Source organism: Bradyrhizobium sp. MV1.5, from assembly GCF_055807615.1.
On the sequence record NZ_JBVVPL010000036.1, the window covers coordinates 18,493 to 40,976 of the forward strand.

Sequence of the window (22,484 nt, forward strand, 5' to 3'; positions counted from 1 at the left end):
AGCAAGGCGAGAGTGCCATGATGAGCCCGTTCTATACCGCCGAGCATGACGCCTTTCGCGAGGTGATGCGCCGCTTCGTCGACAAGGAGATTGCACCCTTTGCCCACGAGTGGGACGAGGCCGGCGAATTCCCGCGCGCGCTCTATCGCAAGGCGGCCGAGATCGGGCTCTTGGGACTCGGATTTCCCGAGGAATATGGCGGGATCGCCGCCGACCAGTTCATGAAGATCGTCGCCAGCCAGGAGCTGGCGCGGGCTGGCGCCGGCGGCGTCAGCGCCAGCTTGATGAGCCATACGATCGGTTCGCCGCCGGTCGCGCGGGCCGCGCGCCCCGAGGTTCAGGCGCGCGTGTTGCCTCAGGTGCTCGCGGGTGAGAAAATTTCAGCGCTCGCGATCACCGAGCCGGGCGGCGGTTCTGATGTTGCGAGCCTCCGGACCAAGGCGCGGCGCGACGGCGATTACTACGTCGTGAGCGGCGAGAAGACCTTCATCACATCCGGGATGCGCGCCGACTATCTGACCGTTGCGGTGCGCACCGGGGGCGAGGGCGCCGGCGGCGTCAGCCTGCTCCTGATCGAGGGGGATACGCCCGGCCTGTCGCGGACAAAGCTGAAGAAGATGGGCTGGTGGGCCTCTGACACCGCGACCCTGCATTTCGACGCGTGCCGCGTACCGGCGGAACACCTGATCGGCGACGAAGGCCATGGCTTCAAGATCATCATGCGGAATTTCAACAGCGAGCGCATGGGCATGGCGGCGGGCTGCACCGCGTTCGCGCGCGTCTGCCTCGACGAGGCGATTGCCTATGCCAAGGAGCGCAAGACCTTTGGCAAGCCGCTCGCGCAGCACCAGGTGATCCGCCACAAGATCGTCGACATGGCGCAGAAGGTCGCCGCATCGCAGGCGATGCTGGAGATGCTGGCCTGGCGATTGGAACAGGGCGAAAGCCCGGTCGCCGAAATCTGCATGATGAAGAACCAGGCGACGCAGACCATGGCATTCTGCGCCTCGGAAGCCGTGCAGATTTTTGGCGGCGCAGGCTTCATGCGCGGCATCAAGGCCGAGCGCATCTATCGCGAGGTCAAGGTCAACGCCATCGGCGGCGGCACCGAGGAGATCATGAAGGATCTGGCGTCGCGGCAGATGGGGTTGTGAAGGACGCCGTCATTCCGGGGCGGCGCGTAGCGTCGAACCCGGAATCCATCGAGCCGCAGATGTCGCAGAAGAATGGATTCCGGGTTCGCGCTTCGCGCGCCCCGGAATGACAAAGGGAAAGAAATGCTGTTTACCGCCGATCACGACGAGATCCGCCGAAGCTTGCAAAAATTCATTGCCAACGAAATCAATCCCTATGTCGATGAATGGGAAAAAGCCGACATCTTCCCGGCGCACGAGTTGTTCAGGAAGATGGGCAGCCTCGGCTTTCTCGGGCTGAACAAGCCGGTCGAATTCGGCGGCTCCGGGCTCGATTACTCCTACGCACTGATGATGGCGGAGGAGCTTGGCGCCATCACCTGCGGCGGCGTGCCGATGGCCATCGGGGTGCAGACCGACATGGCGACGCCGGCGCTGGCGCGGTTCGGTTCGGACGAGGTGCGGCGTGAGTTTCTCGGCCCCTCGATCTCAGGCGACTACGTCGCCTGCATCGGCGTCTCCGAGCCCGGCGCTGGTTCTGACGTCGCCTCGATCAAGACCAATGCGCGCGCGGACGGCGACGATTACGTCATAGATGGCGGCAAGATGTGGATCACCAACGGCACTCAGGCCGACTGGATCTGCCTGCTCGCCAATACCGGCGACGGACCCGTTCACCGCAACAAGTCGCTGATCTGCGTGCCGATGAAGACCAAGGGCGTCACCGTCGCGCGCAAGCTCGACAAGATGGGCATGCGCTCCTCCGACACCGCGCAGATCTTCTTCGATAATGTCCGCGTGCCCAGGCGCAACCGGATCGGCGAGGAGGGCAAGGGCTTTACCTACCAGATGATCCAGTTCCAGGAGGAGCGGCTCTGGGGCGCGGCCGCCTGCCTGAAGGCGCATGAATACATCATCAACGAGACCATCGACTACACCCGCAATCGCAAGGCCTTTGGGAAGTCGATCCTCGACAACCAGGTCGTTCACTTCAAGCTGGCCGAGATGCAGACCGAGGTCGAGCTGCTGCGCGCGCTGATCTATCGTGCTGGCGAGGCGCTGGTGGCGGGCGAGGATGTCACAAAACTTGCGACCATGGCCAAGCTGAAGGCCGGGCGACTCGGCCGCGAGCTTACCGACGCCTGCTTGCAATATTGGGGCGGAATGGGCTTTACCAACGAGACGCCGGTCAGTCGCGCCTATCGCGATAGTCGCCTGACATCGATCGGCGGTGGCGCCGACGAGGTCATGCTGATGGTCCTGTGCAAGATGATGGGCACGCTGCCCGGCAGCAAAGGAAGTTCCTGATGATCACGCTTTATCACTGCGACGCCGCGCGCTCGTTCCGTCCGCTCTGGATGCTGGAGGAGATGGGGCTTCCCTACGAATTGAAGATGCTGCCATTCCCGCCGCGGGTGTTCGCCAAGGAATACCTCGCGCTCAATCCGCTGGGCACGATCCCCTTCTTGATCGACGGCGAGACCAGGATGACGGAATCGTCCGGCATCTGCCACTATCTCGGCACCAAGCATGGACCGACGCCATTGATGGTCGGACCTGAAGATCCCGCCTATGGCGCGTTCCTGAACTGGATGTATTTCAGCGACGCCACGTTAACCTTCCCGCAGACGCTGGTGCTCCGATATACCCAACTCGAGCCGGAAGAGCGCCGCAATCCGCAGGTGGCCGGCGACTATGCCAAATGGTTCTTGGGAAGGCTGCGCGCCGTCGAGGCAGCCACTGCGAATACTGAAACCTTGTGCGCCGGCCGCTTCACTGCCGCCGACATCGTGATCGGCTACGCGCTCCGCCTCGCGGAAAATATCGGGCTCGCCAAGGATTTTGGGCCAAATGTCGCAGCCTATTGGGCGCGCCTGCAGCAGCGCGATGGTTTCAAGCGCGCGGTTGCTGCGGAGCAACAGGCCGGCGTCGAGCAGAACGTGGCGCCAAGGGTGAGGGCTTAATTGTCGTCCTGGCGAAAGCCAGGACGACAATGTTGGCAGGAGTTCCGGCTCGTCATCACCCCTCGCGGAGTGCCGACCTTTTGCGCTCCATGATAGCGCTATCCCGCCGTGACAGCGCCCAGATTTCCGCTAAGGTGACCTCCGTCCGCAGCGGCCAAAGAGCCGCGCGAGGAGGATCCCCATGGAAGATAACGGTCGCGAATCCGACCATTTGATGCTGATCACGCCGGAGCGGGTATTCTATGCCGGCCTGCTCGGCCGGCCCCGCAAGCGGACCCCCGGCTGCTGCCATGTCTATGTTGCGGTGAAGGGCAGCCTGCATCTGACGATCGAGGATGTCCTCGCCACCGGCGAGCTGTTCGTCACCCTGCCGAACCAGCGGCATTCCATTGCCAGCGACTACCGCACCGCGATCAGCGTCACGCTGGAACCGGAGAGCATGCCTGATGGCGTGATCGAGGCGTTGGCCGAGCGGCTCACCGGACCCGACAGGGCTGTCTATGCCCGCAAGATACTCGCCGCCTACACGCTGCTGCGCCAGCGCCGCTACGGCGACATCACCACCGCCGAATTCGACGAGATGTGTTTTGGCGAAGCGCTGCCGCGCCGCATGCTCGATGCCCGCGTGACGCGTGCGGTCGCCCGTATCGGCCGCTTCACGGGCGAGCCCGTGACGGCGGACACTTGTGCGGCGGAGGCCGGACTTTCCGCTTCGCGTTTCCTGCATCTGTTCAAGGAAGAGACCGGCATCTCGTTCCGCTCCTTCCGCGCCTGGAAGCGCGCGCGTCACCTGCTGCACTTCGCCAACCAGGACCTCAACCTCGCCCATCTCGCGCAGGACATCGGCTATCCCGACAGCACCCATTTCAGCCACTCGATCCGCCGCTTCTACGGTTTGAAACCGCGCGCGATCTTCGTCGGCTCGCGGGATCTCGCGATCTATCGCAGCAGCGAGACGGTGAGGCTTGCGGAGGCGAGCTAGGGTCGCTCTTGTAGGGTGGGTTAGCTCGCGGCTGCGCGAAGCGCAGTCCGCTAGCGTAACCCACCACTTCTGTCTACGCGGAAACCAAAGAGGTGGGTTACGCCTTCGGCTAACCCACCCTACGACTTCCGTTTTCCAGCTTCTCCGCGCAAGAAGCCGTATGCCGCCCATCACATGATCGCAAGCGTTGAATTCTCAACGTGCGAGACATCAGTGGCATGAGCGACAAGGCCGTCATCACCTGCGCGCTGAACGGCGTGCTCACCGACCCGAAGCAGCACAACGTGCCTGTGACGCCCGAGCAGATGGCGCGCGAGGCCAAGGCTGCGTTCGACGCCGGCGCGTCCATCATGCACATCCATCTGCGCCAGCAGGCGCCGGACAAGGGGCATCTGCCGTCGTGGGAGGTCAGCGTCAGCAAGGAGGTCCAACAGGCGATTCGCGAAGCTTGCCCTGGCGTGATCATCAATCACACCTCGGGCGTCTCCGGGCCGAACTACAGCGGAGCGCTGGATTGCATCCGCGAGACCAGGCCGGAGATCGCCGCCTGCAATGCCGGCTCGCTGAACTATCTGAAGGTGAAGGCCGACAACAGTTGGGCCTGGCCGCCGATGATGTTCGACAATGCGGTCGAGAAAGTGAAGGACTATCTCGATGTCATGAACGCGGTCGGGACCATCCCCGAGTTCGAATGTTTTGACGTCGGCATCGTGCGCTGCGTCGGCATGTACCGCCAGGTCGGCATGTACAAGGGCCCGCTCGAATATAACTTCGTGATGGGCGTCGCCTCCGGCATGCCGTCGGATCCCGATCTGCTGCCGATCTTGATCAAGCTGAAGCGTCCCGAGGCGCAATTTCAGGTCACCGCGATCGGTCGCGAAGAGATCTGGCCGCTGCACCAGCGCTGCGCCGAGCTCGGTGGCCATCTGCGCACCGGCCTCGAAGATGCCTTCTATCTCGCCGACGGCAAGAAGGTGACGTCGAACGGCCAGCTGATCGAGGCCATCGCCGCCTGCGCCCGCCGTGCGGGCCGCGAGATTGCGAGCCCCGCGGAAGCGCGGACGATTTTTGGGACGAATCGGTAAATTATCGCCTCAACCGTCATTGCGAGCGAAGCGAACCAATCCAGAATCTCTCCATAGATGCAGTCTGGATTGCTTCATCGCTTCGCTCCTCGCAATGACGAGCAGGATTGAGTCATGTCCATTCTCGAAAACACCGTCTCCCCAGGCAGTGCCGCCTATCGCGCCAACCGCGACGGCATGCTCGGCCTGATCGACCGCATGCGTGCGCTGGAAGAGCGCACGCGTGCGGCGTCGGCCGCAGCGAAAGATCGCTTCCACAAGCGCGGCCAGCTGTTGCCGCGCGAGCGCGTCGCGCTCGTGCTCGATCCCGGCGCGCCCTTCATCGAGCTGTCCACGCTCGCCGGCTACATGTTCGACGTATCGGATCCGGACAAGAGCGTGCCCGGCGGCGGCGTCATCGCCGGCATCGGCTTCGTCTCGGGCATCCGCTGCATGATCAGCGCCAACGATTCCGGCATCGATGCCGGCGCGCTTCAACCCTACGGCCTCGACAAGACGCTGCGGGTGCAGGAGCTCGCGCTGGAGAACAAGCTGCCTTACGTCCAGCTGGTGGAGAGCGCCGGTGCCAATCTCCTGCGTTACCGCGTCGAAGACTTTGTCCGGGGCGGCAACATTTTTCGCAATCTCGCGCGGCTCTCGGCAGCCGGGCTACCGGTCGTCACCGTGACGCATGGCTCGTCGACCGCGGGCGGGGCCTATCAGACCGGCCTGTCCGACTACATCGTCATGGTGCGCGGCCGCACCCGCGCCTTCCTCGCCGGGCCGCCGCTGCTGAAGGCCGCAACGGGCGAGATCGCGACTGAGGAGGAGCTAGGCGGCGCCGAGATGCACACGCAGGTTTCCGGCCTCGGCGATTACCTCGCCGAAGACGACCGCGACGCCCTGCGCATCGCGCGCGAGATCATGGCGGCGCTGGAATGGGCGCGGCCGGACCAGGGAGCTGCGCAATACAAGCCGCCGCGCTACGACCAGGACGAGTTGCTCGGCATCATGCCGATGGACCACAAGCGCTCCGTGGACATGAAGCAGGTCATCGCGCGCATCGTGGACGATTCCGATTTCACCGAGATGGCGCCGAACTACGGCCCGGCGACCGTTTGCGGCCATGCCCGTATCGAGGGCCAGGCGATCGGCATCGTCACCAACAACGGCCCGCTCGATCCGGCGGGTGCCAACAAGGCGACGCATTTCATCCAGGCGTGCTGCCAGACCCGCACGCCGTTGCTCTATCTGAACAACACCACCGGCTACATGGTCGGCAAAGCTTACGAAGAAGCCGGCATGATCAAGCACGGCTCCAAGATGATCCAGGCGGTGACGTCGGCGACGGTGCCGCAGATCACCATCTCTTGCGGCGCTTCGTTCGGGGCAGGCAATTACGGCATGTGCGGGCGCGGCTTCCATCCGCGCTTCTGCTTCTCCTGGCCCAATGCCAAGACTGCCGTGATGGGCGGTGAGCAGGCCGCCGAGACCATGGCGATCGTCACCGAAGCCGCAGCAGCTCGCCGCGGCAAGCCGGTGGAAAAAGAAAAGCTCGACGCCATGAAGGCGCAGATCGTCGGCGTGTTCGACGGCCAGATGGACGTGTTCTCGACCAGCGCGCGCGTACTCGACGACGGCGTGATCGATCCGCGCGACACCCGCGCGGTGCTGTCGGAAGTGCTCGCGATCTGCCGCGAGGGCGATGCGCGCACACCGCAACGCATGCAGTTTTCGGTGGCCCGCCCATGAGGAACGGATCAGTGCAGCACCGGCCGTTCTTCAAGGTCTTGATTGCCAATCGCGGCGAGATCGCGCTGCGGGTGATGCGCAGCGCGCGGAAGCTCGGCCTCGGCGTCGTCGCGGTCTATTCGGATGCGGATCGCGATGCGCTTCATGTGCGACAGGCCGACCAGGCCGTGCGCATCGGCGAAGCGCTGCCGGCGCAATCCTACCTCAACATTCCCGCGATCGTGGCGGCCGCAAAGGCCAGCGGCGCGGATGCCGTTCATCCCGGCTATGGCTTCCTCGCTGAGAACGAGGATTTTGCACAGTCCTGCAAGGATGCCGGGCTCGTCTTCATCGGCCCGTCGGCGCAGGCGATCGCGGCGATGGGCAACAAGGCCGGTGCCAAGGAGATCATGAAAAAAGCCGGCGTGCCCGTCGTGCCCGGTTATCAGGGCGCCAATCAGGGCGATGAGGTGATGCTCGCGGAGGCCAAAAAGATCGGCTTCCCCGTGATGATCAAGGCGGTCGCCGGCGGCGGTGGACGCGGCATGCGGCTCGTGGCGGATGCCAGTTCGTTCCCCGAGGCACTGCGCAGCGCGCGGTCCGAGGCGCAGGCGGCGTTTGGCGATGCGACGGTGATCCTCGAACGCGCCATCCAGAATCCCCGTCACATCGAAATTCAGGTGTTTGGCGACAGCCATGGCAACGCCATCCATCTCGGCGAGCGTGACTGCTCGGTGCAGCGCCGGCACCAGAAGCTGATCGAGGAGGCGCCTTCGCCCGCCGTGACGCCGGAACTGCGCGCGAAGATGGGCGAGGTCGCGGTCGCCGCGGTGAAGGCGCTGCGTTACGAGGGCGCCGGCACGCTCGAATTCCTGCTCGATCCAAGCGGCGCGTTCTACTTCATGGAGATGAATACGCGCCTCCAGGTCGAGCATCCCGTGAGCGAGGCGATCACCGGGCTCGATCTCGTCGAATTGCAGTTGCGGGTCGCGCGCGGCGAGCCGCTGCCGGTCAAGCAGCAGGACATTCGCTTCACGGGCCACGCCATCGAGGTGCGGCTCTGCTCGGAGGATGCCGCGCATGATTTCATGCCGCAGTCCGGACGCATGGCGCGCTGGCAGGTGCCGGATGGCATCCGCGTCGAACATGCACTGCAATCGGACTCCGAGATTCCGCCGTTCTACGATTCCATGATCGCCAAGGTGATCAGCCAAGGCGCGACACGCGAGGAGGCGAGGGGGCGGTTGATCGTCGGCCTGGAGCAACTGACCGCTTTCGGCGTGACCACCAATCAGGCCTTCCTGCTGTCATGCCTGCGTCATCCCGACTTCGCCAAAGGCGAGGCGACCACGGCGTTCATTGGTGCGCATCGCGACGAATTGCTGGCGCCGCGCGCGGACGCCGCATTCGATATCGCTTTGGCCGGCCTGCTGCTCTACGTCACGAACCCGCAGGCACCGGCGTGGCGGCGCGGACGGAGCCTCGCGGCAACGTTCCCGCTGCCGGCGAAAATCGAGATCGCAGGCCACGTGTATGAGCTCGAAGTCACGCGGGAGCGCGATGGCAGCTACACCGTCGCGAGCGACGGCCGGCAGGATAAGTTCGAAATCGACCAGCTCGATCTCGGCGTGATCCGCTTCCGCCATGACGGCGTTATGGAAAGCGCCAAATTCCTGCGCGACGGCGACGGGCTCCACCTCCAGCGCCGCGGCATCCCGCTCGCGGCGACCGATCTCACGCTCGCCGCGCCGAAGGCCGCCGCAAGCAACGGAGACGGCAAGGTTCGTGCTGCCATGAACGGCCGCGTCGTTGCCGTCCTCGTCAAGCCGGGCGACCGCGTCACCGCCGGGCAGCCGGTGATGACACTGGAGGCGATGAAGATGGAGCACGTCCACAAGGCCGGCATCGACGGCGTCGTCGCCGCGATCGACGTCGCCGAGGGCGAGCAGGTAACGACGGGCCGGATCGTGGCGGAGATCGGGGCGGGGTAGGGCGGCAAGCTCAACTTGTCGTCCCGGCCTTCGCCGGGACGACAGCGAGCTATTGGCTCCGCCCCGTCCCCTCATTGAGCAGGCACGCCACCTCGTGCACCTCGCCCGCGTCCAGCAGCGCCGGCCGTTCCGTCCTGCATCGCTCCATCGCAAACCGGCAGCGGGTGTGAAACGCGCATCCGGATGGCGGATTGACCGGGCTTGGCACGTCGCCGTCGACCAGCGGCACGAGCTTCTTGGCGAGCGGGCTGGCGACCGGTACCGAGGCGAGCAAGGCCTGCGTATAGGGATGGCGCGGATTGCGGAACAGCTCGTCCTTGTCGGCAATCTCGACGATGCGGCCGAGATACATCACGGCGACGCGGTGACTGATATGGGCGACCACCGCGAGGTCGTGCGCGATGAAGAGATAGGAGAAGCCGTGCTCGCGCTGCAGGTCGATCAGGAGGTTGATCACCTGGGCCTGGATCGAGACGTCGAGCGCGGAGACCGGCTCGTCGCAGACAATCAGCCGCGGCCCGAGCGCCAGCGCGCGGGCGATGCAGATCCGCTGGCGCTGGCCGCCGGAGAATTGATGCGGAAAGTTGCGCATCTGGTCGGGCCGTAAGCCGACCTGCTCGAACAGGTTTGCGGTACGCGTCTCCAGCGCTTTGCCGGTCGCGAGCCCGTGCACGAACAGCGGCTCGCCGACGATGTCCCCGGCGGTCATACGCGGGTTGAGCGAGGCGAAAGGATCCTGGAACACGATCTGCATCGAACGTCGGTGCGGACGCAGCGCGGACTTGGAGAGATGCGTGATGTCTTCACCTTCGAGCCGGATCTGACCCGAGGTCGGCTCAACCAGCCGCAGCACGCTGCGTGCCACCGTCGACTTGCCGCAACCGGATTCGCCGACGAGGCCCAGCGTCTCGCCGACTCCAACCGAGAACGAGACGCCGTCGACCGCATGCACTGTGCCGACTTGTCGGCGCAACACGCCGGCGCGCACCGGATAGTGCTTCTTGAGATCGGTGACTTCGAGCAGCGCCTCGGTCATGCCACCTCCGCAACCTCGGCCGCGCGCCAGCAGGCGGCGAGATGGCCGCCGCCCCAATCGATGAGCGGCGGATATTCGGCCTCGCAGCGCTTGATCGCGAGCTTGCAGCGCGGCGCGAACGCGCATCCCTTCGGCAGCCGCACCAGCGACGGCACTGTGCCGGGAATTTCGTTGAGCCGTGCCGGCGCCGCGACGCCCGGTGCCGGCACCGCCGGGATCGAGGCCATCAATCCGCGCGTGTACGGATGCTTTGGCGCGGCGAACAGTGCCTCGACGCTCGCTTCCTCGACCTTCCGTCCCGCATACATCACGATGACGCGCTGCGCGGTCTGCGCGACGACACCGAGATCATGCGTGATCAGCACGAGCCCGGTGCCGAGCTCCTTCTGAAGGTCCAGGATCAGCGCCAGGATCTGCGCCTGGATGGTGACATCGAGCGCGGTCGTGGGCTCGTCCGCGATCAGCAGCGCCGGCCGGCACGCCAGCGCCATGGCAATCATGGCGCGCTGGCGCATACCGCCGGACAGTTGATGCGGATATTCCCTTGCGCGCCGAGCCGGTTCGGGGATGCGCACCAGGCGCAGCATCTCGATCGCAATGTCCCGAGCCTCTTTACTCGACATGTTCCGGTGCAGCCGCACGGCCTCGACGATCTGGTCGCCGATCCGCATCACCGGATTGAGCGAGGTCATCGGCTCCTGGAAGATCATCGAGATGCGGTTGCCCCTGACGGCGCGCATCTCTGCCTCGTCCAGCGTCAGAAGATCGGTTCCTTCAAGCGTGACGGAGCCGCCGACGATGCGGCCGGGCGGATCCGGCACCAGCCGCATCAGGGATAAGGCGGTGACGCTCTTGCCACAGCCGGATTCCCCGACGATCGCCAGCGTCTCGCCGCGCTTCACCGTGAAGGAAACATCGTCGACGGCCTGGAAGAGACCGGAGTTGGTGAAGAACACCGTCTTCAGGTTCTTCACCTCGAGCACGAGATCGGGTTTGTCAGCCATCAGCCGCGCTGCCGGGGATCGAGGATGTCGCGCAAGGCGTCGCCGAACAGATTGGCACCGAACACCGCGAGGCTGATGGCAATGCCCGGGAAGATTACCAGCCAGGGCGCCGTGCGGACATATTCGGCGGCGGATTCAGAGAGCATGCGGCCCCATGACGGGTACGGCTCGGGAATGCCGAGGCCGAGGAAGGAGAGCGAGGCTTCGGTGAGGATGGTCGAGCCGAGCTGGGCGGTCGCAAGCACGATCAGCGGCGCCAGCGTGTTGGGCAGCACGTGACGGAGCGCGATGCGTACCTCGCTCATGCCGATCGACTTGGCGGCCTCGATGAACGGCAGCTCGCGCAGCGCCAGCGTGTTGGCGCGGATGACGCGCGACACAGTCGGGATCAGCGGAATGGCGATCGCAATGATGACGTTCGGCAAGGATGGCCCAAGCGCCGCGGTCATGATCAGAGCCAACACCAGCAGCGGCAGCGCCTGGAGGACGTCGGAGACGCGCTGGAACACGAGATCGACCCAGCCGGAGAGATAGCCGGAGGTGAGGCCCACGATCACGCCGATGCTGCCACCGAGTGCGGTCGAGCCGATGCCGACCGCGAGCGAGATCCGCGCGCCATGAATGATGCGGCTGAAGACATCGCGGCCGAAGGAGTCTGTGCCCATCCAGTGGGCCAGGCTTGGACGCGCCAGGGCGCGGGCGGAGTCGATCGTCAGGGGATCGTAGCGCGCGATGAAGTCGGCGAATATCGCTGTGAAAACGAACAGGGTCATGATCATAAGGCCGGCCGCGCCCAGCACGTGCCGCTGCGCCAAAAACAGCACGCGCCGCCAGCCGACGGTCGCGTGCGCCCCGGCGCGCCTCAGTTCAACGTCATAGTCGATCGCAGCCAACAGGCTCTCCTAATCCGTGTACCGGATGCGCGGGTCGAAAACGGCGTACAGCATGTCGACGATGAAATTCGCGCTCACCACGACGATGGCAATCAGCATCACCAGGTTCTGCACGATCGGATAATCGCGCCAGCGAATCGCCTCGACCAGGAAGCGCGCGACACCGGGGATGTTGAACACCGTCTCCGTCACGATGAGGCCGCCGATCAGGAACGCCGCCTCGATGCCGATCACGGTGATGACGGGCAAAATCGCGTTCTTGAGCGCATGCTGATAGTTCACGGCGGCGTCCGATGCGCCCTTGGCACGCGCGGTGCGGATATAGTCCTGCCGCAGCACCTCCAGCATCGAGGATCGCGTGATCCGCATGGTCAGTGCCGCGCTACGGAAGCCGACGGCGGCCGCGGGCACGGCGTAGGTCGCGAAGGCTTCCAGCCAGGTCGCCGGATTCGGGTTGAAGATCGGCATCTGGTTGAACATCGCCACCGATGCGGTGAGGATGAGCAGGCCGAGCCAGAACGACGGCAGCGACAATCCGCTCAGGCTCACCACACGCAACGCGTAATCGAGCCTCGTTCCCTGCCTCACCGCGCTGATGACGCCCAGGGGAATGCCGATCGACGCCGAGAACAACAACGCCAGCCCGGCGAGCCGTGCGGTGATCGGAATCCGTGGCAGGATTTCCTGAAGCGCCGGCTTCTCCGAGACATAGGAGTAGCCGAAATCGCCGCGCAGGAAGCCGCTGATCCAGTGCCAATATTGCACCACCAGCGGCTGATCGATGCCGAGCTCCTTCTCCAGATTGGCCTTGTCGGCGGGATCGACATAGCCGGCGGCGGCAAACAGGATGTCGACGATGTTGCCGGGCACGACGCGCAGCAGGAAGAAGATGACGATCGAGATCCCGAACAGGGTCACGAACATCAGGAACAGACGCCGTACCAGATAGGCAAACATCCCGCGCCCTCCTGTCGAGCCGCTAGTCGTCAGCCTTGCGCTCTACTTGTCGAGCCAGACGTCCTCGTAGCGAAAGCCGTTATAAGAACTGTTCGACATGACCGTCACGCCCTTGACATAAGGCTGCCAGCAGGTGCCGGCTCGCGCATGGAAGATGATCGGGCGGGCGACATCCTCCTGCAGCTTCTTGTCGATGTCCCAGACCAGTTGCTTGCGCTTGCCAATGTCGATCTCCTGCGATTGCACGTCGAACAGCTTCTCGATCTCCTTGTTGCAATAATTGGTGTAGTTCCGCTCCGAGCCGCAGGAATAGTTTTCGTAGAAAGACTGGTCGGGATCGTCGACGGAATTGCCGGTCAGATTGAGGCCGAGCATGTAATCCTTGCGCGCAACCTTCGGGAACCAGTTTGCGGTTTCGACCACGTCGAGCTCGCCGTCGATATAGATGCTCTTGAGCTGGTCGATCAGGATCACCGCGGGATCGCGATATTCCGCGAGATTGCGCGTCGAGACCTTCACCGCCAGGTGCTTGTCGGGGCCGTAGCCCGCCTTCTGCATCAGCTTCCTGGCCTCATCCCGGCTCGCATTCACGTTCGAGCCATAGCCTGGAATGGTCTCCAGCTTGTCCTTGGGCATGCCCCAGATGCCCTGCGGCGGCGGCAGCATGGTGCCGCCGATATCGGCCTGGCCTTCGAACAGGATGTCGACGAAGGCCTTGCGGTCGAGTGCCATCGCCATGGCCCGGCGGATGTCGATGTTGTCGAACGGCGGGGCCGCCGAATTAACGATGATGTTGGTCGAAACGTTGGTCGGCTCGACGACGCAGAGGGCGTTGGGCGTCTGCGACTTGATGTCCTTGAGGAGCGGGATCGTGATGTGCGTCGGGAAGGTCATGTCGAACTTGCCGGCGACGAAGGCGAGGATCGCGGTGGAGCGGTTCGTGATGATCGTGTACTCGATGCCGTCGAGATAGGGCAGGCCCTTCTTCCAATAGTCCGGGTTTCGCGTCAGCTTGATCGATTCATTGGCCTTGAACTCGACGAATCTGAACGGGCCGGTTCCGACCGGATGGGTGCGCATCTCCGCCGGCGAGACGTGACAGGGATAGATCGGCGTATAGCCGGATGCGAGCATCGCCAGCAGCGAGGGCTGCGGCCGCTTCAGATCGAAGGAGACCTCGAAATCACCATTCGGTGTGACGTCGTTAACCTCGTTGTACCAGGCCTTGCGCGGATTCTGCCGCAGCTTTTGTTGCGATTTGCCCATCAGGAGATCGAAGGTGCATTTGACGTCGGCCGACGTGAACGGCTTGCCGTCATGCCACTTGACGCCTTGGTGCAGTTTGAAGGTCAGCTTCTTGTTGTCGCCGCTCCAGGACCAGCTCTCGGCCAGCTCTGGCCTCAGGGTATCAGGGCTGTTCTGCGCAATGTGCTGGTCGTAAACGACGAGATTGTTGAACACTCCCATGAAGGGCACGTTGATCGAATATGTCGCGCCCTCCAGGATGGACGCATTGGCCGGGCTGTCGCGGTGATACATCCGCAGGATCCCGCCCTGCTTTGGTTCGCCGGCCAGCGTGGTGTTCGAGGTCGTCAGCACAGTTAGCGCCGCCATTGCGGCGAGCGACCACACGCTCGACATGCTCATCCTCCCTGGACATCGGCCTTTTGCGGCCTGTTTGAGTGGACGATAGCGACGCGTGCGCGGTGAGGCAACCGGCAAGGTCTGCTACTCTCTCGGCAATTCGGATGACGCAAGGCCGCAGGGGGTTCTCTCACAAATTGAGAGACGTCCCTCCCGCGTCGTCCTGGCGAACGCCAGGACCCATCACCTCAAGGAGGTGTTTGGCGAAGATGGTCGTTCGGTATTGCTACCTTCTTCACTCGTGAGATCACGCGGTATGGGTCCTGGCGTTCGCCAGGACGACGGCGGTCTTCACACAATCCTCGACGCCTTGTTCCCCCAATACCGGTCCCGCAGCAGCCGCTTGTACAGCTTCCCCGTCGGCAGCCGCGGCAACTCCTTTTCGAAATCGACCGAGCGCGGCACCTTTTGCCGCGACAGCGACGCTCCGCAGAACGCGATCAGCTCTTCGGCGAGCGCCTCGCCCGGCACGATGCCGGGCATCGGCTGCACCACCGCCTTCACCTCTTCGCCGAGGTCGGGATTGGGCACGCCGAACACCGCGGCGTCCGCAACCTTCGGATGGGTGATCAGCAGATTCTCGCACTCCTGCGGATAGATGTTCACGCCGCCGGAGATGATCATGAAGGTCGCGCGGTCCGTTAGATAGAGGAAGCGGTCCTCGTCGACATAGCCGACATCACCGACCGTGCTCATGCTGCCGTCGGCCGAGCGTGCTTCCTTGGTCTTCTCCGGGTCGTTGAAATATTCGAAAGGCGAGGCCGTCTTGAACCAGACCTGTCCTGGCGTGCCGGTCGGGCATGGCTTCATGCTCTCGTCGAGAATATGGAGGTCGCCAAGCAGCACCTTGCCGACGGTGCCGCGATGGGCGAGCGATTCCGCGCTGTTGCAGGCGGTGAAGCCAAGGCCTTCGGTCGCGCCGTAATATTCGTGGATGATCGGTCCCCACCATTTGATCATGTCGTCCTTCACCAGCGCCGGGCAGGGCGCGGCGGCATGGATCGCGATTTCGAGCGAGGAGAGGTCGTAGCGCGTGCGCACCTCCTCCGGCAGCTTGAGCATGCGCGAGAACATCGTCGGTACGAGCTGGGTGTGGGTGATACCCCAATGCTCGACGAGCTGGAGGTAACGCTCGGGATCGAAATTCTCCATGATGATCGCGGTGCCGCCCATCCGGATCGTCAAATTGACCGCGGCCTGCGGCGCGGAGTGATAGAGCGGCGCGGGCGAGAGGTAGATCATGCCCTCGCGGTATTGCCAGAGCTTTGTCAGGAACTCGAACAGCGGCAGATTGTGCTTCGGCGGCTCCTCCGGCAGCGGGCGAATAATCCCCTTCGGCCGTCCCGTCGTGCCCGATGAATACAGCATGGCGGTGCCAAGCCATTCATCCGGGATCGGCGTCGTCGGCAACTCGGCGGTCACCTCGGTGAGGCCGACGATGCGCTCACTCTCGCCCGGGCCGTCGGCGACGATGCACAGCCTGATATCGGGGCAGACCTTGATCGCCTCGCGCGCGATGTCGAGCTTCGCCACCGACGTGATCAGGATTTTCGACTGGCTGTTGACGAGGAGATAAGCGAGTTCGCCCGGCGTCAGGAACGAGTTGATGCAGGTGTAGTAGAGGCCGGAGCGCTCGCCCGCGCCGCAGGCTTCGAGATAGCGGGAGTTGTTCTCCATGAAGATCGAAAAGTGGTCGAGCCGCTTCAGGCCGTGCTTGCGGAACAGATGCGCAAGGCGATTGCTGCGCGCATCGAGCTCACGATAGGTGACGGCCTCGCCGGTCGCCGCCATGATGAAGGCGGGCTGGAGCGGGCGCAGGCGGGCATGCTGACCTGGGTACATCGGTCCTCCGGCTTTAGATCATGCGGCAAGAAGCAGGATTTCGCGCACCTGCGCGGGGCCGTCGATTTTGCGCGGGTTGCGCGGGATCCAGTTCGTGCGCATCGCCTGCTCGGCGATGGCGTCGAAATGCTCCGGCGTGACGCGCACCTCGGCGAGGCTGCGCGGCATACCGAGCGAACGGATGAAGGCATCGAGCACATCGGCCGCCTTGTGGCCGGGAAAGCCCATCGCGGCCGCGACGATCATCTGGCGCTCGGCATTGTCGGGCGCATTCCAGCGCATCACGGCCGGCAGCATGATGCAGGAGGTGTAGCCATGCGGCACGTCGAAGGCTGCGCCCAGCACGTAGCCGATACCGTGGCTTGCCCCCATCGGCACGCCGGCGGCGAGCGCGCCCATCGACAGCCAGGTGCCGATCTGCGCGTCCATCCGCGCGTCGAGGTCGGCAGGGTCAGCCTTCACCCGCGGCAGCGCGTCGGCGAGCATGGCGAGGCCCTTGACCGACTGCGCGTCGGCATAGGGATGCGTCTCGCGCGAGCAGATCGCCTCGACGCAATGATCGATGGCGCGGATGCCGGTCGAGAGGAACAGCCATTCCGGTGTGTGCACGGTGATGGCGGGATCGAGGATGGTCGCGCGCGGCACTGCGAGCGGATGCCGTAGCATCTGTTTCACATGGGCGGTGCGGTCGGTGACGCCTGCGATCGAGCTGAACTCGCCGCCGGCGATCGTGGTCGGGACGCTGATCTGACGCACGGTCGGCGCCGTCATCTCGGGCGCGACGCCCTTGTGCACGCGGATGCGCTCGATGCCGTCGACATCGTCGATGCCGTTGGCGAGGCACAGCTGCACCGCCTTGGCGCCGTCGGTGATCGAGCCGCCGCCCACGGTGACGATCAGGTCGGCGCCCGCTTCGCGCGCCGCATTGGTGGCGGCGATCACCGCCTCGCGCGGGGTGTGCGCCGGCATGGCGTCGAAGACGCCCGCGCAGCGTGTGCCCAGGGCCTGTTTGATCTTCGCGATTTCGTCGGTCTGCCGGTTGAGCGTGCCCGACACCATCAGGAAGGCGTGGCGCGTCCCCAGCCGATCCATCTGCGCGACCACGGCCTCGGCCGCGGGGTGGCCGAACACGACTTCCTCGATCGCACCGTAAACGACACGTCCCTGGTGCACGCCTGTCCTCCCCGGACAATTCGTCTTGTTTTTCTGCCGGGTAGTCTAACCGCGCTGGCGGCATTCGTCATGCGCGAAGACGCTGAGCTCTATCGGCTCCCTCTCCCCGCTTGCGGGGAGAGGGTTGGGGTGAGGGGGGCTCTCCGCGAGGGAGCCGATAGTTTGACTCGCGGAGAGGGGGCCGCCCCCCCCCCCCCGGGGGGGGGGGGGGGGGGCGGCCGCCCCGGGGGGGGGGGGGGGGGGGGGGGGGGGGGGGGGGGGGGGACCCCCCCCCCCCCCCCCCCCCCGCCCGGGGGGGGGCTTTTTTTTTCCCGGCGCGTCCCCCCCCCCCCCCCCGCCGCGCTTCGCGCGTCGGCCTCTCCCCGCAAGCGGGGAGAGGCGAAGGAGCGTCGCTTCTCTCCCTGTCAACCCGCCTTCCGGCTAGGGCATCTCGCCGAGCATTGCGCGTGCGGTGGTCTTGAAGAGTTCATCATTGAAACCCATCTTGTGGCGCCCGCGGGTACAGGCGTACCCTGCTATTTCCGCGGTTTTTATGCGAGGACCTGGGATGACTGGACCGGACGGAAGCGAGCAATTTGTCAAAACGCACGATTTCGTTTCGCCTCGGCCTTACGCCATTTTCGGCCTTCTCGCCGCGGCGTTCGTGCTCACCGGTTGCGGCCAGCCGGCCTCGCAGGCAAGCGCTCCCCCGCCCGCGCCGGTGACCGTCGCCCAGCCGGTCAAGCGCACCGTCACCGATTGGGACGAGTTCACCGGCCGCTTCGAGGCGATGGAGGAGGTGCAGGTCCGCCCGCGCGTCGGCGGGTTCGTCAACTCTGTCGAATTCCAGGATGGCGCCATCGTGCATCAGGGCGATCTGCTCTACGTCATCGACCCGCGTCCATTCGAGGCGGTGGCCACGCAGGCCGAGGGGCAGCTTTCCGATGCGCGTGCCAAGGTAGAGCTTGCAAAGCGTGAGCTCGATCGCGGTTTGAGCCTGGTGCAGACCAGCGCCGTCTCCGAGCAGGTGGTCGATCAGCGCCGTCAGGCCTTGCAGGCCGCGCACGCTGCCGAAACACAGGCCGAGGGTGCGCTCAAAGTCGCCAAGCTCAACATCGAATTCACGCATGTGACGGCGCCGCTGACCGGTCGCGTCAGCCGCCACCTTGTCAGCCCTGGCAATCTCGTGCAGGGCAGCGATACCGGAACGTCGACGCTGCTCACCTCGATCGTGACGCTCGACCCGATCTATATCTATTTCGACATGGATGAGGCGACCTTCATCAAATACAGCAAGCTGTGGTTCGAAGGCCGCCGCCCGAGTTCGCGCGATACGGCGAACCCTGTGCAGGTGACGCTCGCGGGCGAGACGAAACCATCCCGTGAAGGCAGCATCAATTTCCTCGACAACCGCCTCGATGTCTCCACCGGCACGCTGCGCAGCCGCGCCGTGATCAAGAACACCGATCTGTCGATCCTGCCGGGTCAGTTCGGTCGCGTCCGCCTGATCGGCAGCGCGCCATATGAGGCGCTTCTGATTCCCGACGTCGCGGTTGCGACCGACCAGTCCCGCAAGATCGTGTTCGTGGTGAAGCCGGACGACACTGTCGAGGCGCGTCCCGTGATTCTAGGGCCGCTCGACGACGGCCTGCGCGTGATCCGCGAAGGGCTGAAGGCGGAGGACCGTGTCATCGTCAACGGCATCCAGCGCGCCCGTGTCGGCGCCAAGGTCGCCCCGCAGACTGCGCCAGCCGGCGGCAAGCCCGGTGACAAGTCATGAACCTCGGCCGTCTCTCCATCAACCAGCCCATTCTCGCGATGGTGCTGTCGATCGTGCTGCTGATCGTCGGCGCGCTCGCTTACACCACGCTGCCTGTCTCCGAATATCCGCAAGTGGTGCCGCCGACCGTCGTCGTCACCACGCAATATCCGGGCGCCTCCGCGCAGACGGTGTCCGACACGGTTGCAGCTCCCATCGAGCAGGAGATCAACGGCGTCGAGGACATGCTGTATCTCTACAGCCAGGCGACCTCGAACGGCCAGCTCACCATCACCGTCACTTTCAAGCTCGGCACCGATCTCGACAAGGCTCAGGTGCTGGTGCAGAACCGCGTCGCGATCGCGCAGCCGCGCCTGCCTGAAGAGGTTCAGCGCAACGGCGTCACCACGCGCAAGAACTCGCCCGACATCCTGATGGTCGTGTTCATGCTGTCGCCGGACGACACCTTCGACCAGCTCTACATCTCCAACTACGCGCTGCTCCAGGTCCGCGACCAGCTGCTCCGGATCGACGGCGTCGGCGACATCCAGATCTTCGGTGCACGCGATTATTCGATGCGGCTATGGCTCGATCCTGACCGGATCGCCAATCTCGGCCTGACGTCGGCCGAAGTGCTCGCCGCGATCCGTGCGCAGAACGTGCAGATCGCGGGCGGCCAGATCGCCGAACCGCCGATCGCCGACCGCGCCTTCCAGCCGAACCTCACCTTCACGGGGCGATTGAAAGACCAGAAGCAGTTCGAGGACATCCTGATCAAGGCCGGCTCCGACGGCCGCACGGTGCGCCTGCGCGACGTCGCCCGTATCGAGCTCGGTGCTCTCGCCTACTCCACCAACAGCTTCCTGCTGCGCAAATCGGCGGTCGCGATGCTGGTGACGCAGCGGCCGGGATCGAACGCGCTCGCGACAGCGAAGCACATTTCGGACACGATGACGAAGCTGAAGGAGACCTTTCCGAAGGGCCTCGACTTCAATATCGGCTACAACCCGACCGAGTTCATCGCGCAGTCCGTCCATGAGCTGATCAAGACCATCTACGAGGCCATGTTGCTCGTGGTCGTCGTGGTGCTAGTGTTCCTGCAGGGATGGCGGCCCGCGATCATCCCGATCATCGCGATCCCGGTTTCACTGGTCGGCACCTTCGCGGTGATGGCGGCGCTCGGCTTCTCGATCAACAATCTCACGCTGTTCGGGCTCGTTCTCGCCGTCGGTATCGTGGTCGACGACGCCATCGTGGTGGTCGAGAATGTCGAGCGGCATCTCGAGCATGGCATGAGCCGGCGCGATGCCGCGCTGAAGACGATGGAGGAGGTGGGCGGCGCATTGGTGTCGATCGCGCTGGTGCTGTGCGCGGTGTTCGTCCCGACTGCGTTTCTGGGCGGCATCTCAGGGCAGTTCTTTCAGCAATTCGCCGTCACCATTGCGGTCGCGACCGCAATCTCCTGTTTCTGCTCGTTGACGCTATCGCCGGCGCTGGCCTCGCTTCTCCTCGTCCCGCATGAGGAGAAACGGCCGCCGGCGCGCTGGAATCTTGTTGCACGCGGCTGGAACGCTTTCACGGGCGTGTTTAACCGCGTGTTCGACCGGCTCGCGCATGGCTATGCCGGCCTCGCCAATTTCGTGATCCGCCATTCCGCGGTGATGATCCTGATCTACGTCGTGCTGATCGGCAGCGCCGGCTGGCTGATCGGGACCACGTCGCAAGGCTTTATTCCGGCGCAGGACCGCGGCTACGTCATCATCTCCGTGCAATTGCCGGGTGCCGCTTCGCTGGCACGCACCACCGAGGTCGTGCGCGAGATCGAGCGGATCGCGCTGGATACGCCGGGTATCATCCGCGTCGCCGCTTTCGCCGGCTTCTCCGGCGCGACGCGGACGCAGGCCGGCAACGCGGCGGCGCTCTTCCCGGTGTTCGACGAGCCCGAGGCGCGGATCAAGAAGGGGCTGACTGCGAACGCCATCACGGGCGAGCTGCGCAAGCGGCTCGCTGCAATCCAGGGCGCGTTCATCATTGTCATTCCGCCACCGGCCGTGCCCGGCATCGGCACCGGCGGCGGCTTCGCCATCCGAATCCAGGACCGCCAGGGCCGCGGGCCTGAGCTGCTCGCCTCGGCCACCGACGAGCTCGTCGCCGCGGCGCGCAAATCGCCCTCGCTGCTCGCTCCCACGGTGTTCTCGCCATTCTCGGCCAATACGCCGCAGCTCTTCGTCGATATCGACCGCACCAAGGCGCAGAAGCTCGGCGTTCCCATCGCCAACATCAACGACACGATCCAGACCTATTTCGGATCGACCTATGTCAACGACTTCAACCTGTTCGGCCGCACCTACCACGTCACCGCACAGGCCGACTTCCCGTTCCGAAAAGAGCCGAGCGATCTTGCGCGGCTGCGGACGCGCAACGCCTCCGGCGACATGGTGATGCTCGGCAGCGTGGTCGACTTCAAGGACATCTCCGGCCCCGACCGCGTCGCTCGCTACAATCTCTATGCGGCATCCGAGCTCCAGGGCGAGCCGGCGCCGGGCACCAGCTCGACCACCGCGCTCAACGCGATCAAGAAGCTCGCCGATGACACCCTGCCAAGCGGCTTCAGCTTCGAATGGACCGATCTGTCCTACCAGCAGATCACTGGCGGCAATGCGGGTCTCTACGTGTTCCCGATCTGCGTGCTGTTCGTCTATCTCGTGCTCGCCGCGCAATATGGCAGCTGGACCTTGCCGTTCGCGGTGATCCTGATCGTGCCGATGTGCCTGTTGGCCGCCACGATCGGCGTGCGCATCATGGGGCAGGACGTCAACATCCTCACCCAGATCGGTTTCGTCGTGCTGGTGGGGCTGGCGGCAAAGAACGCGATCCTGATCGTCGAGTTTGCCCGCGACATCGAGAAAGAAGGGAAGCCGCGGCTGGAGGCCGTGATCGACGCCTGCCGCCTGCGCCTGCGGCCGATCCTGATGACGTCCTTCGCCTTCATCCTCGGCGTGCTGCCGCTGGTGATCTCGTCCGGCTCCGGCTCGGAGATGCGGCAAGCCGTCGGCGTCGCCGTGTTCTTCGGCATGATCGGTGTCACCCTGTTCGGGCTGTTGTTCACGCCGATCTTCTACGTGGTGGTGAGGAACCTGGCCGAGGGGAAGAACGAGGGGAAGCCGAAGGCGGTGGGGTGATCGTAGTCAGTGCAGCGCCATCGCATCAACACCCACAGTGTCGGGGGGGGGGGGGGGGGGGGGGGGGGGGGGGGGGGGGGGGGGGGGGGGGGGGGGGGGAGGGGGGGCGGCCGGGGGGACAGGACACCGCGGGGGCGCGGCAGCGTGGGA

The 22,484-nt window shown here is 64.7% G+C and carries 16 protein-coding genes; 9 read left to right on the top strand and 7 right to left on the bottom strand.

Features of this window, described 5'->3' with window-relative positions:
- Positions 1–17: 17 nt before the first annotated feature.
- The 7 genes from AC0L2J_RS27035 (at position 18) to AC0L2J_RS27065 (ending at position 8,865) form a co-directional block, all read left to right on the top strand.
- Entirely contained in the window at positions 18–1,154 is a 1,137-nt protein-coding gene (locus tag AC0L2J_RS27035) for an acyl-CoA dehydrogenase family protein (RefSeq protein ID WP_473395047.1), read from the top strand.
- 123 nt (positions 1,155–1,277) lie between these two features.
- Positions 1,278–2,441 (top strand): acyl-CoA dehydrogenase family protein, encoded by a 1,164-nt coding sequence (locus tag AC0L2J_RS27040; RefSeq protein WP_473395048.1) that lies wholly within the window; start codon positions 1,278–1,280, stop codon positions 2,439–2,441.
- On the top strand, positions 2,441–3,097 hold the full coding sequence (locus AC0L2J_RS27045) for a glutathione S-transferase family protein (protein ID WP_007615899.1): 657 nt from the start codon (positions 2,441–2,443) through the stop codon (positions 3,095–3,097). Before AC0L2J_RS27040 ends, AC0L2J_RS27045 begins: the two co-directional genes overlap by 1 nt.
- Positions 3,098–3,278: 181 nt before the next feature.
- Positions 3,279–4,079, top strand: a complete 801-nt coding sequence (locus tag AC0L2J_RS27050) for an AraC family transcriptional regulator (RefSeq protein WP_473395050.1) — start codon at positions 3,279–3,281, stop codon at positions 4,077–4,079.
- Between the two features lie 218 nt (positions 4,080–4,297).
- Entirely contained in the window at positions 4,298–5,164 is an 867-nt protein-coding gene (locus AC0L2J_RS27055; RefSeq protein WP_473395052.1) for a beta-keto acid cleavage family enzyme, read from the top strand.
- 114 nt (positions 5,165–5,278) lie between these two features.
- Positions 5,279–6,895: an acyl-CoA carboxylase subunit beta gene (locus AC0L2J_RS27060; protein WP_473395053.1), complete on the top strand. Its 1,617-nt coding sequence runs from the start codon at positions 5,279–5,281 to the stop codon at positions 6,893–6,895.
- Positions 6,892–8,865, top strand: coding sequence for an acetyl/propionyl/methylcrotonyl-CoA carboxylase subunit alpha (locus tag AC0L2J_RS27065; protein WP_473395054.1), 1,974 nt, complete (start codon positions 6,892–6,894; stop codon positions 8,863–8,865). The genes AC0L2J_RS27060 and AC0L2J_RS27065 overlap by 4 nt, the downstream gene beginning before the upstream one ends.
- 49 nt (positions 8,866–8,914) lie before the next feature.
- On the opposite strand, the gene AC0L2J_RS27070 is transcribed toward AC0L2J_RS27065, so the two are convergent.
- From AC0L2J_RS27070 to AC0L2J_RS27100, 7 genes are all read right to left on the bottom strand, one after another.
- Positions 8,915–9,901, bottom strand: coding sequence for an ABC transporter ATP-binding protein (locus AC0L2J_RS27070; protein ID WP_473395055.1), 987 nt, complete (start codon positions 9,899–9,901; stop codon positions 8,915–8,917).
- Complete coding sequence (locus AC0L2J_RS27075) at positions 9,898–10,905, bottom strand: ABC transporter ATP-binding protein (RefSeq protein WP_473249900.1); 1,008 nt, start codon at positions 10,903–10,905, stop codon at positions 9,898–9,900. Before AC0L2J_RS27075 ends, AC0L2J_RS27070 begins: the two co-directional genes overlap by 4 nt.
- The gene (locus AC0L2J_RS27080; RefSeq protein WP_063996437.1) at positions 10,905–11,798 is read right to left on the bottom strand and encodes an ABC transporter permease; all 894 of its coding nucleotides are present in this window, start codon (positions 11,796–11,798) and stop codon (positions 10,905–10,907) included. The genes AC0L2J_RS27075 and AC0L2J_RS27080 overlap by 1 nt, the downstream gene beginning before the upstream one ends.
- 9 nt (positions 11,799–11,807) lie before the next feature.
- The gene (locus AC0L2J_RS27085) at positions 11,808–12,755 is read right to left on the bottom strand and encodes an ABC transporter permease (protein ID WP_473395056.1); all 948 of its coding nucleotides are present in this window, start codon (positions 12,753–12,755) and stop codon (positions 11,808–11,810) included.
- Between the two features lie 42 nt (positions 12,756–12,797).
- On the bottom strand, positions 12,798–14,396 hold the full coding sequence (locus tag AC0L2J_RS27090; RefSeq protein ID WP_007615879.1) for an ABC transporter substrate-binding protein: 1,599 nt from the start codon (positions 14,394–14,396) through the stop codon (positions 12,798–12,800).
- Between the two features lie 294 nt (positions 14,397–14,690).
- Positions 14,691–16,241, bottom strand: coding sequence for an AMP-binding protein (locus AC0L2J_RS27095; protein ID WP_473395057.1), 1,551 nt, complete (start codon positions 16,239–16,241; stop codon positions 14,691–14,693).
- A gap of 18 nt (positions 16,242–16,259) precedes the next feature.
- Complete coding sequence (locus AC0L2J_RS27100; RefSeq protein WP_473395058.1) at positions 16,260–17,414, bottom strand: iron-containing alcohol dehydrogenase; 1,155 nt, start codon at positions 17,412–17,414, stop codon at positions 16,260–16,262.
- A 547-nt stretch (positions 17,415–17,961) separates the two neighbouring features.
- Here AC0L2J_RS27100 and AC0L2J_RS27105 point away from each other — a divergent pair.
- Positions 17,962–19,173 (top strand): efflux RND transporter periplasmic adaptor subunit, encoded by a 1,212-nt coding sequence (locus tag AC0L2J_RS27105; protein ID WP_473395059.1) that lies wholly within the window; start codon positions 17,962–17,964, stop codon positions 19,171–19,173.
- Positions 19,170–22,334: an efflux RND transporter permease subunit gene (locus AC0L2J_RS27110; protein ID WP_473395060.1), complete on the top strand. Its 3,165-nt coding sequence runs from the start codon at positions 19,170–19,172 to the stop codon at positions 22,332–22,334. Before AC0L2J_RS27105 ends, AC0L2J_RS27110 begins: the two co-directional genes overlap by 4 nt.
- The last annotated feature ends 150 nt before the right edge of the window (positions 22,335–22,484 follow it).

Excerpts from the sequence above, each read along its gene's own strand:
- AC0L2J_RS27050 (WP_473395050.1), top strand. The coding sequence starts at position 3,279 with ATGGAAGATAACGGTCGCGAATCCGACCATTTGATGCTGATCACGCCG.
- AC0L2J_RS27045 (WP_007615899.1), top strand. The coding sequence starts at position 2,441 with ATGATCACGCTTTATCACTGCGACGCCGCGCGCTCGTTCCGTCCGCTC.
- AC0L2J_RS27070 (WP_473395055.1), bottom strand. The coding sequence starts at position 9,901 with ATGACCGAGGCGCTGCTCGAAGTCACCGATCTCAAGAAGCACTATCCG.
- AC0L2J_RS27040 (WP_473395048.1), top strand. The coding sequence starts at position 1,278 with ATGCTGTTTACCGCCGATCACGACGAGATCCGCCGAAGCTTGCAAAAA.
- AC0L2J_RS27110 (WP_473395060.1), top strand. The coding sequence starts at position 19,170 with ATGAACCTCGGCCGTCTCTCCATCAACCAGCCCATTCTCGCGATGGTG.
- AC0L2J_RS27085 (WP_473395056.1), bottom strand. The coding sequence starts at position 12,755 with ATGTTTGCCTATCTGGTACGGCGTCTGTTCCTGATGTTCGTGACCCTG.
- AC0L2J_RS27035 (WP_473395047.1), top strand. The coding sequence starts at position 18 with ATGATGAGCCCGTTCTATACCGCCGAGCATGACGCCTTTCGCGAGGTG.
- AC0L2J_RS27090 (WP_007615879.1), bottom strand. The coding sequence starts at position 14,396 with ATGTCGAGCGTGTGGTCGCTCGCCGCAATGGCGGCGCTAACTGTGCTG.
- AC0L2J_RS27075 (WP_473249900.1), bottom strand. The coding sequence starts at position 10,905 with ATGGCTGACAAACCCGATCTCGTGCTCGAGGTGAAGAACCTGAAGACG.
- AC0L2J_RS27095 (WP_473395057.1), bottom strand. The coding sequence starts at position 16,241 with ATGTACCCAGGTCAGCATGCCCGCCTGCGCCCGCTCCAGCCCGCCTTC.
- AC0L2J_RS27060 (WP_473395053.1), top strand. The coding sequence starts at position 5,279 with ATGTCCATTCTCGAAAACACCGTCTCCCCAGGCAGTGCCGCCTATCGC.
- AC0L2J_RS27065 (WP_473395054.1), top strand. The coding sequence starts at position 6,892 with ATGAGGAACGGATCAGTGCAGCACCGGCCGTTCTTCAAGGTCTTGATT.
- AC0L2J_RS27055 (WP_473395052.1), top strand. The coding sequence starts at position 4,298 with ATGAGCGACAAGGCCGTCATCACCTGCGCGCTGAACGGCGTGCTCACC.
- AC0L2J_RS27105 (WP_473395059.1), top strand. The coding sequence starts at position 17,962 with ATGACTGGACCGGACGGAAGCGAGCAATTTGTCAAAACGCACGATTTC.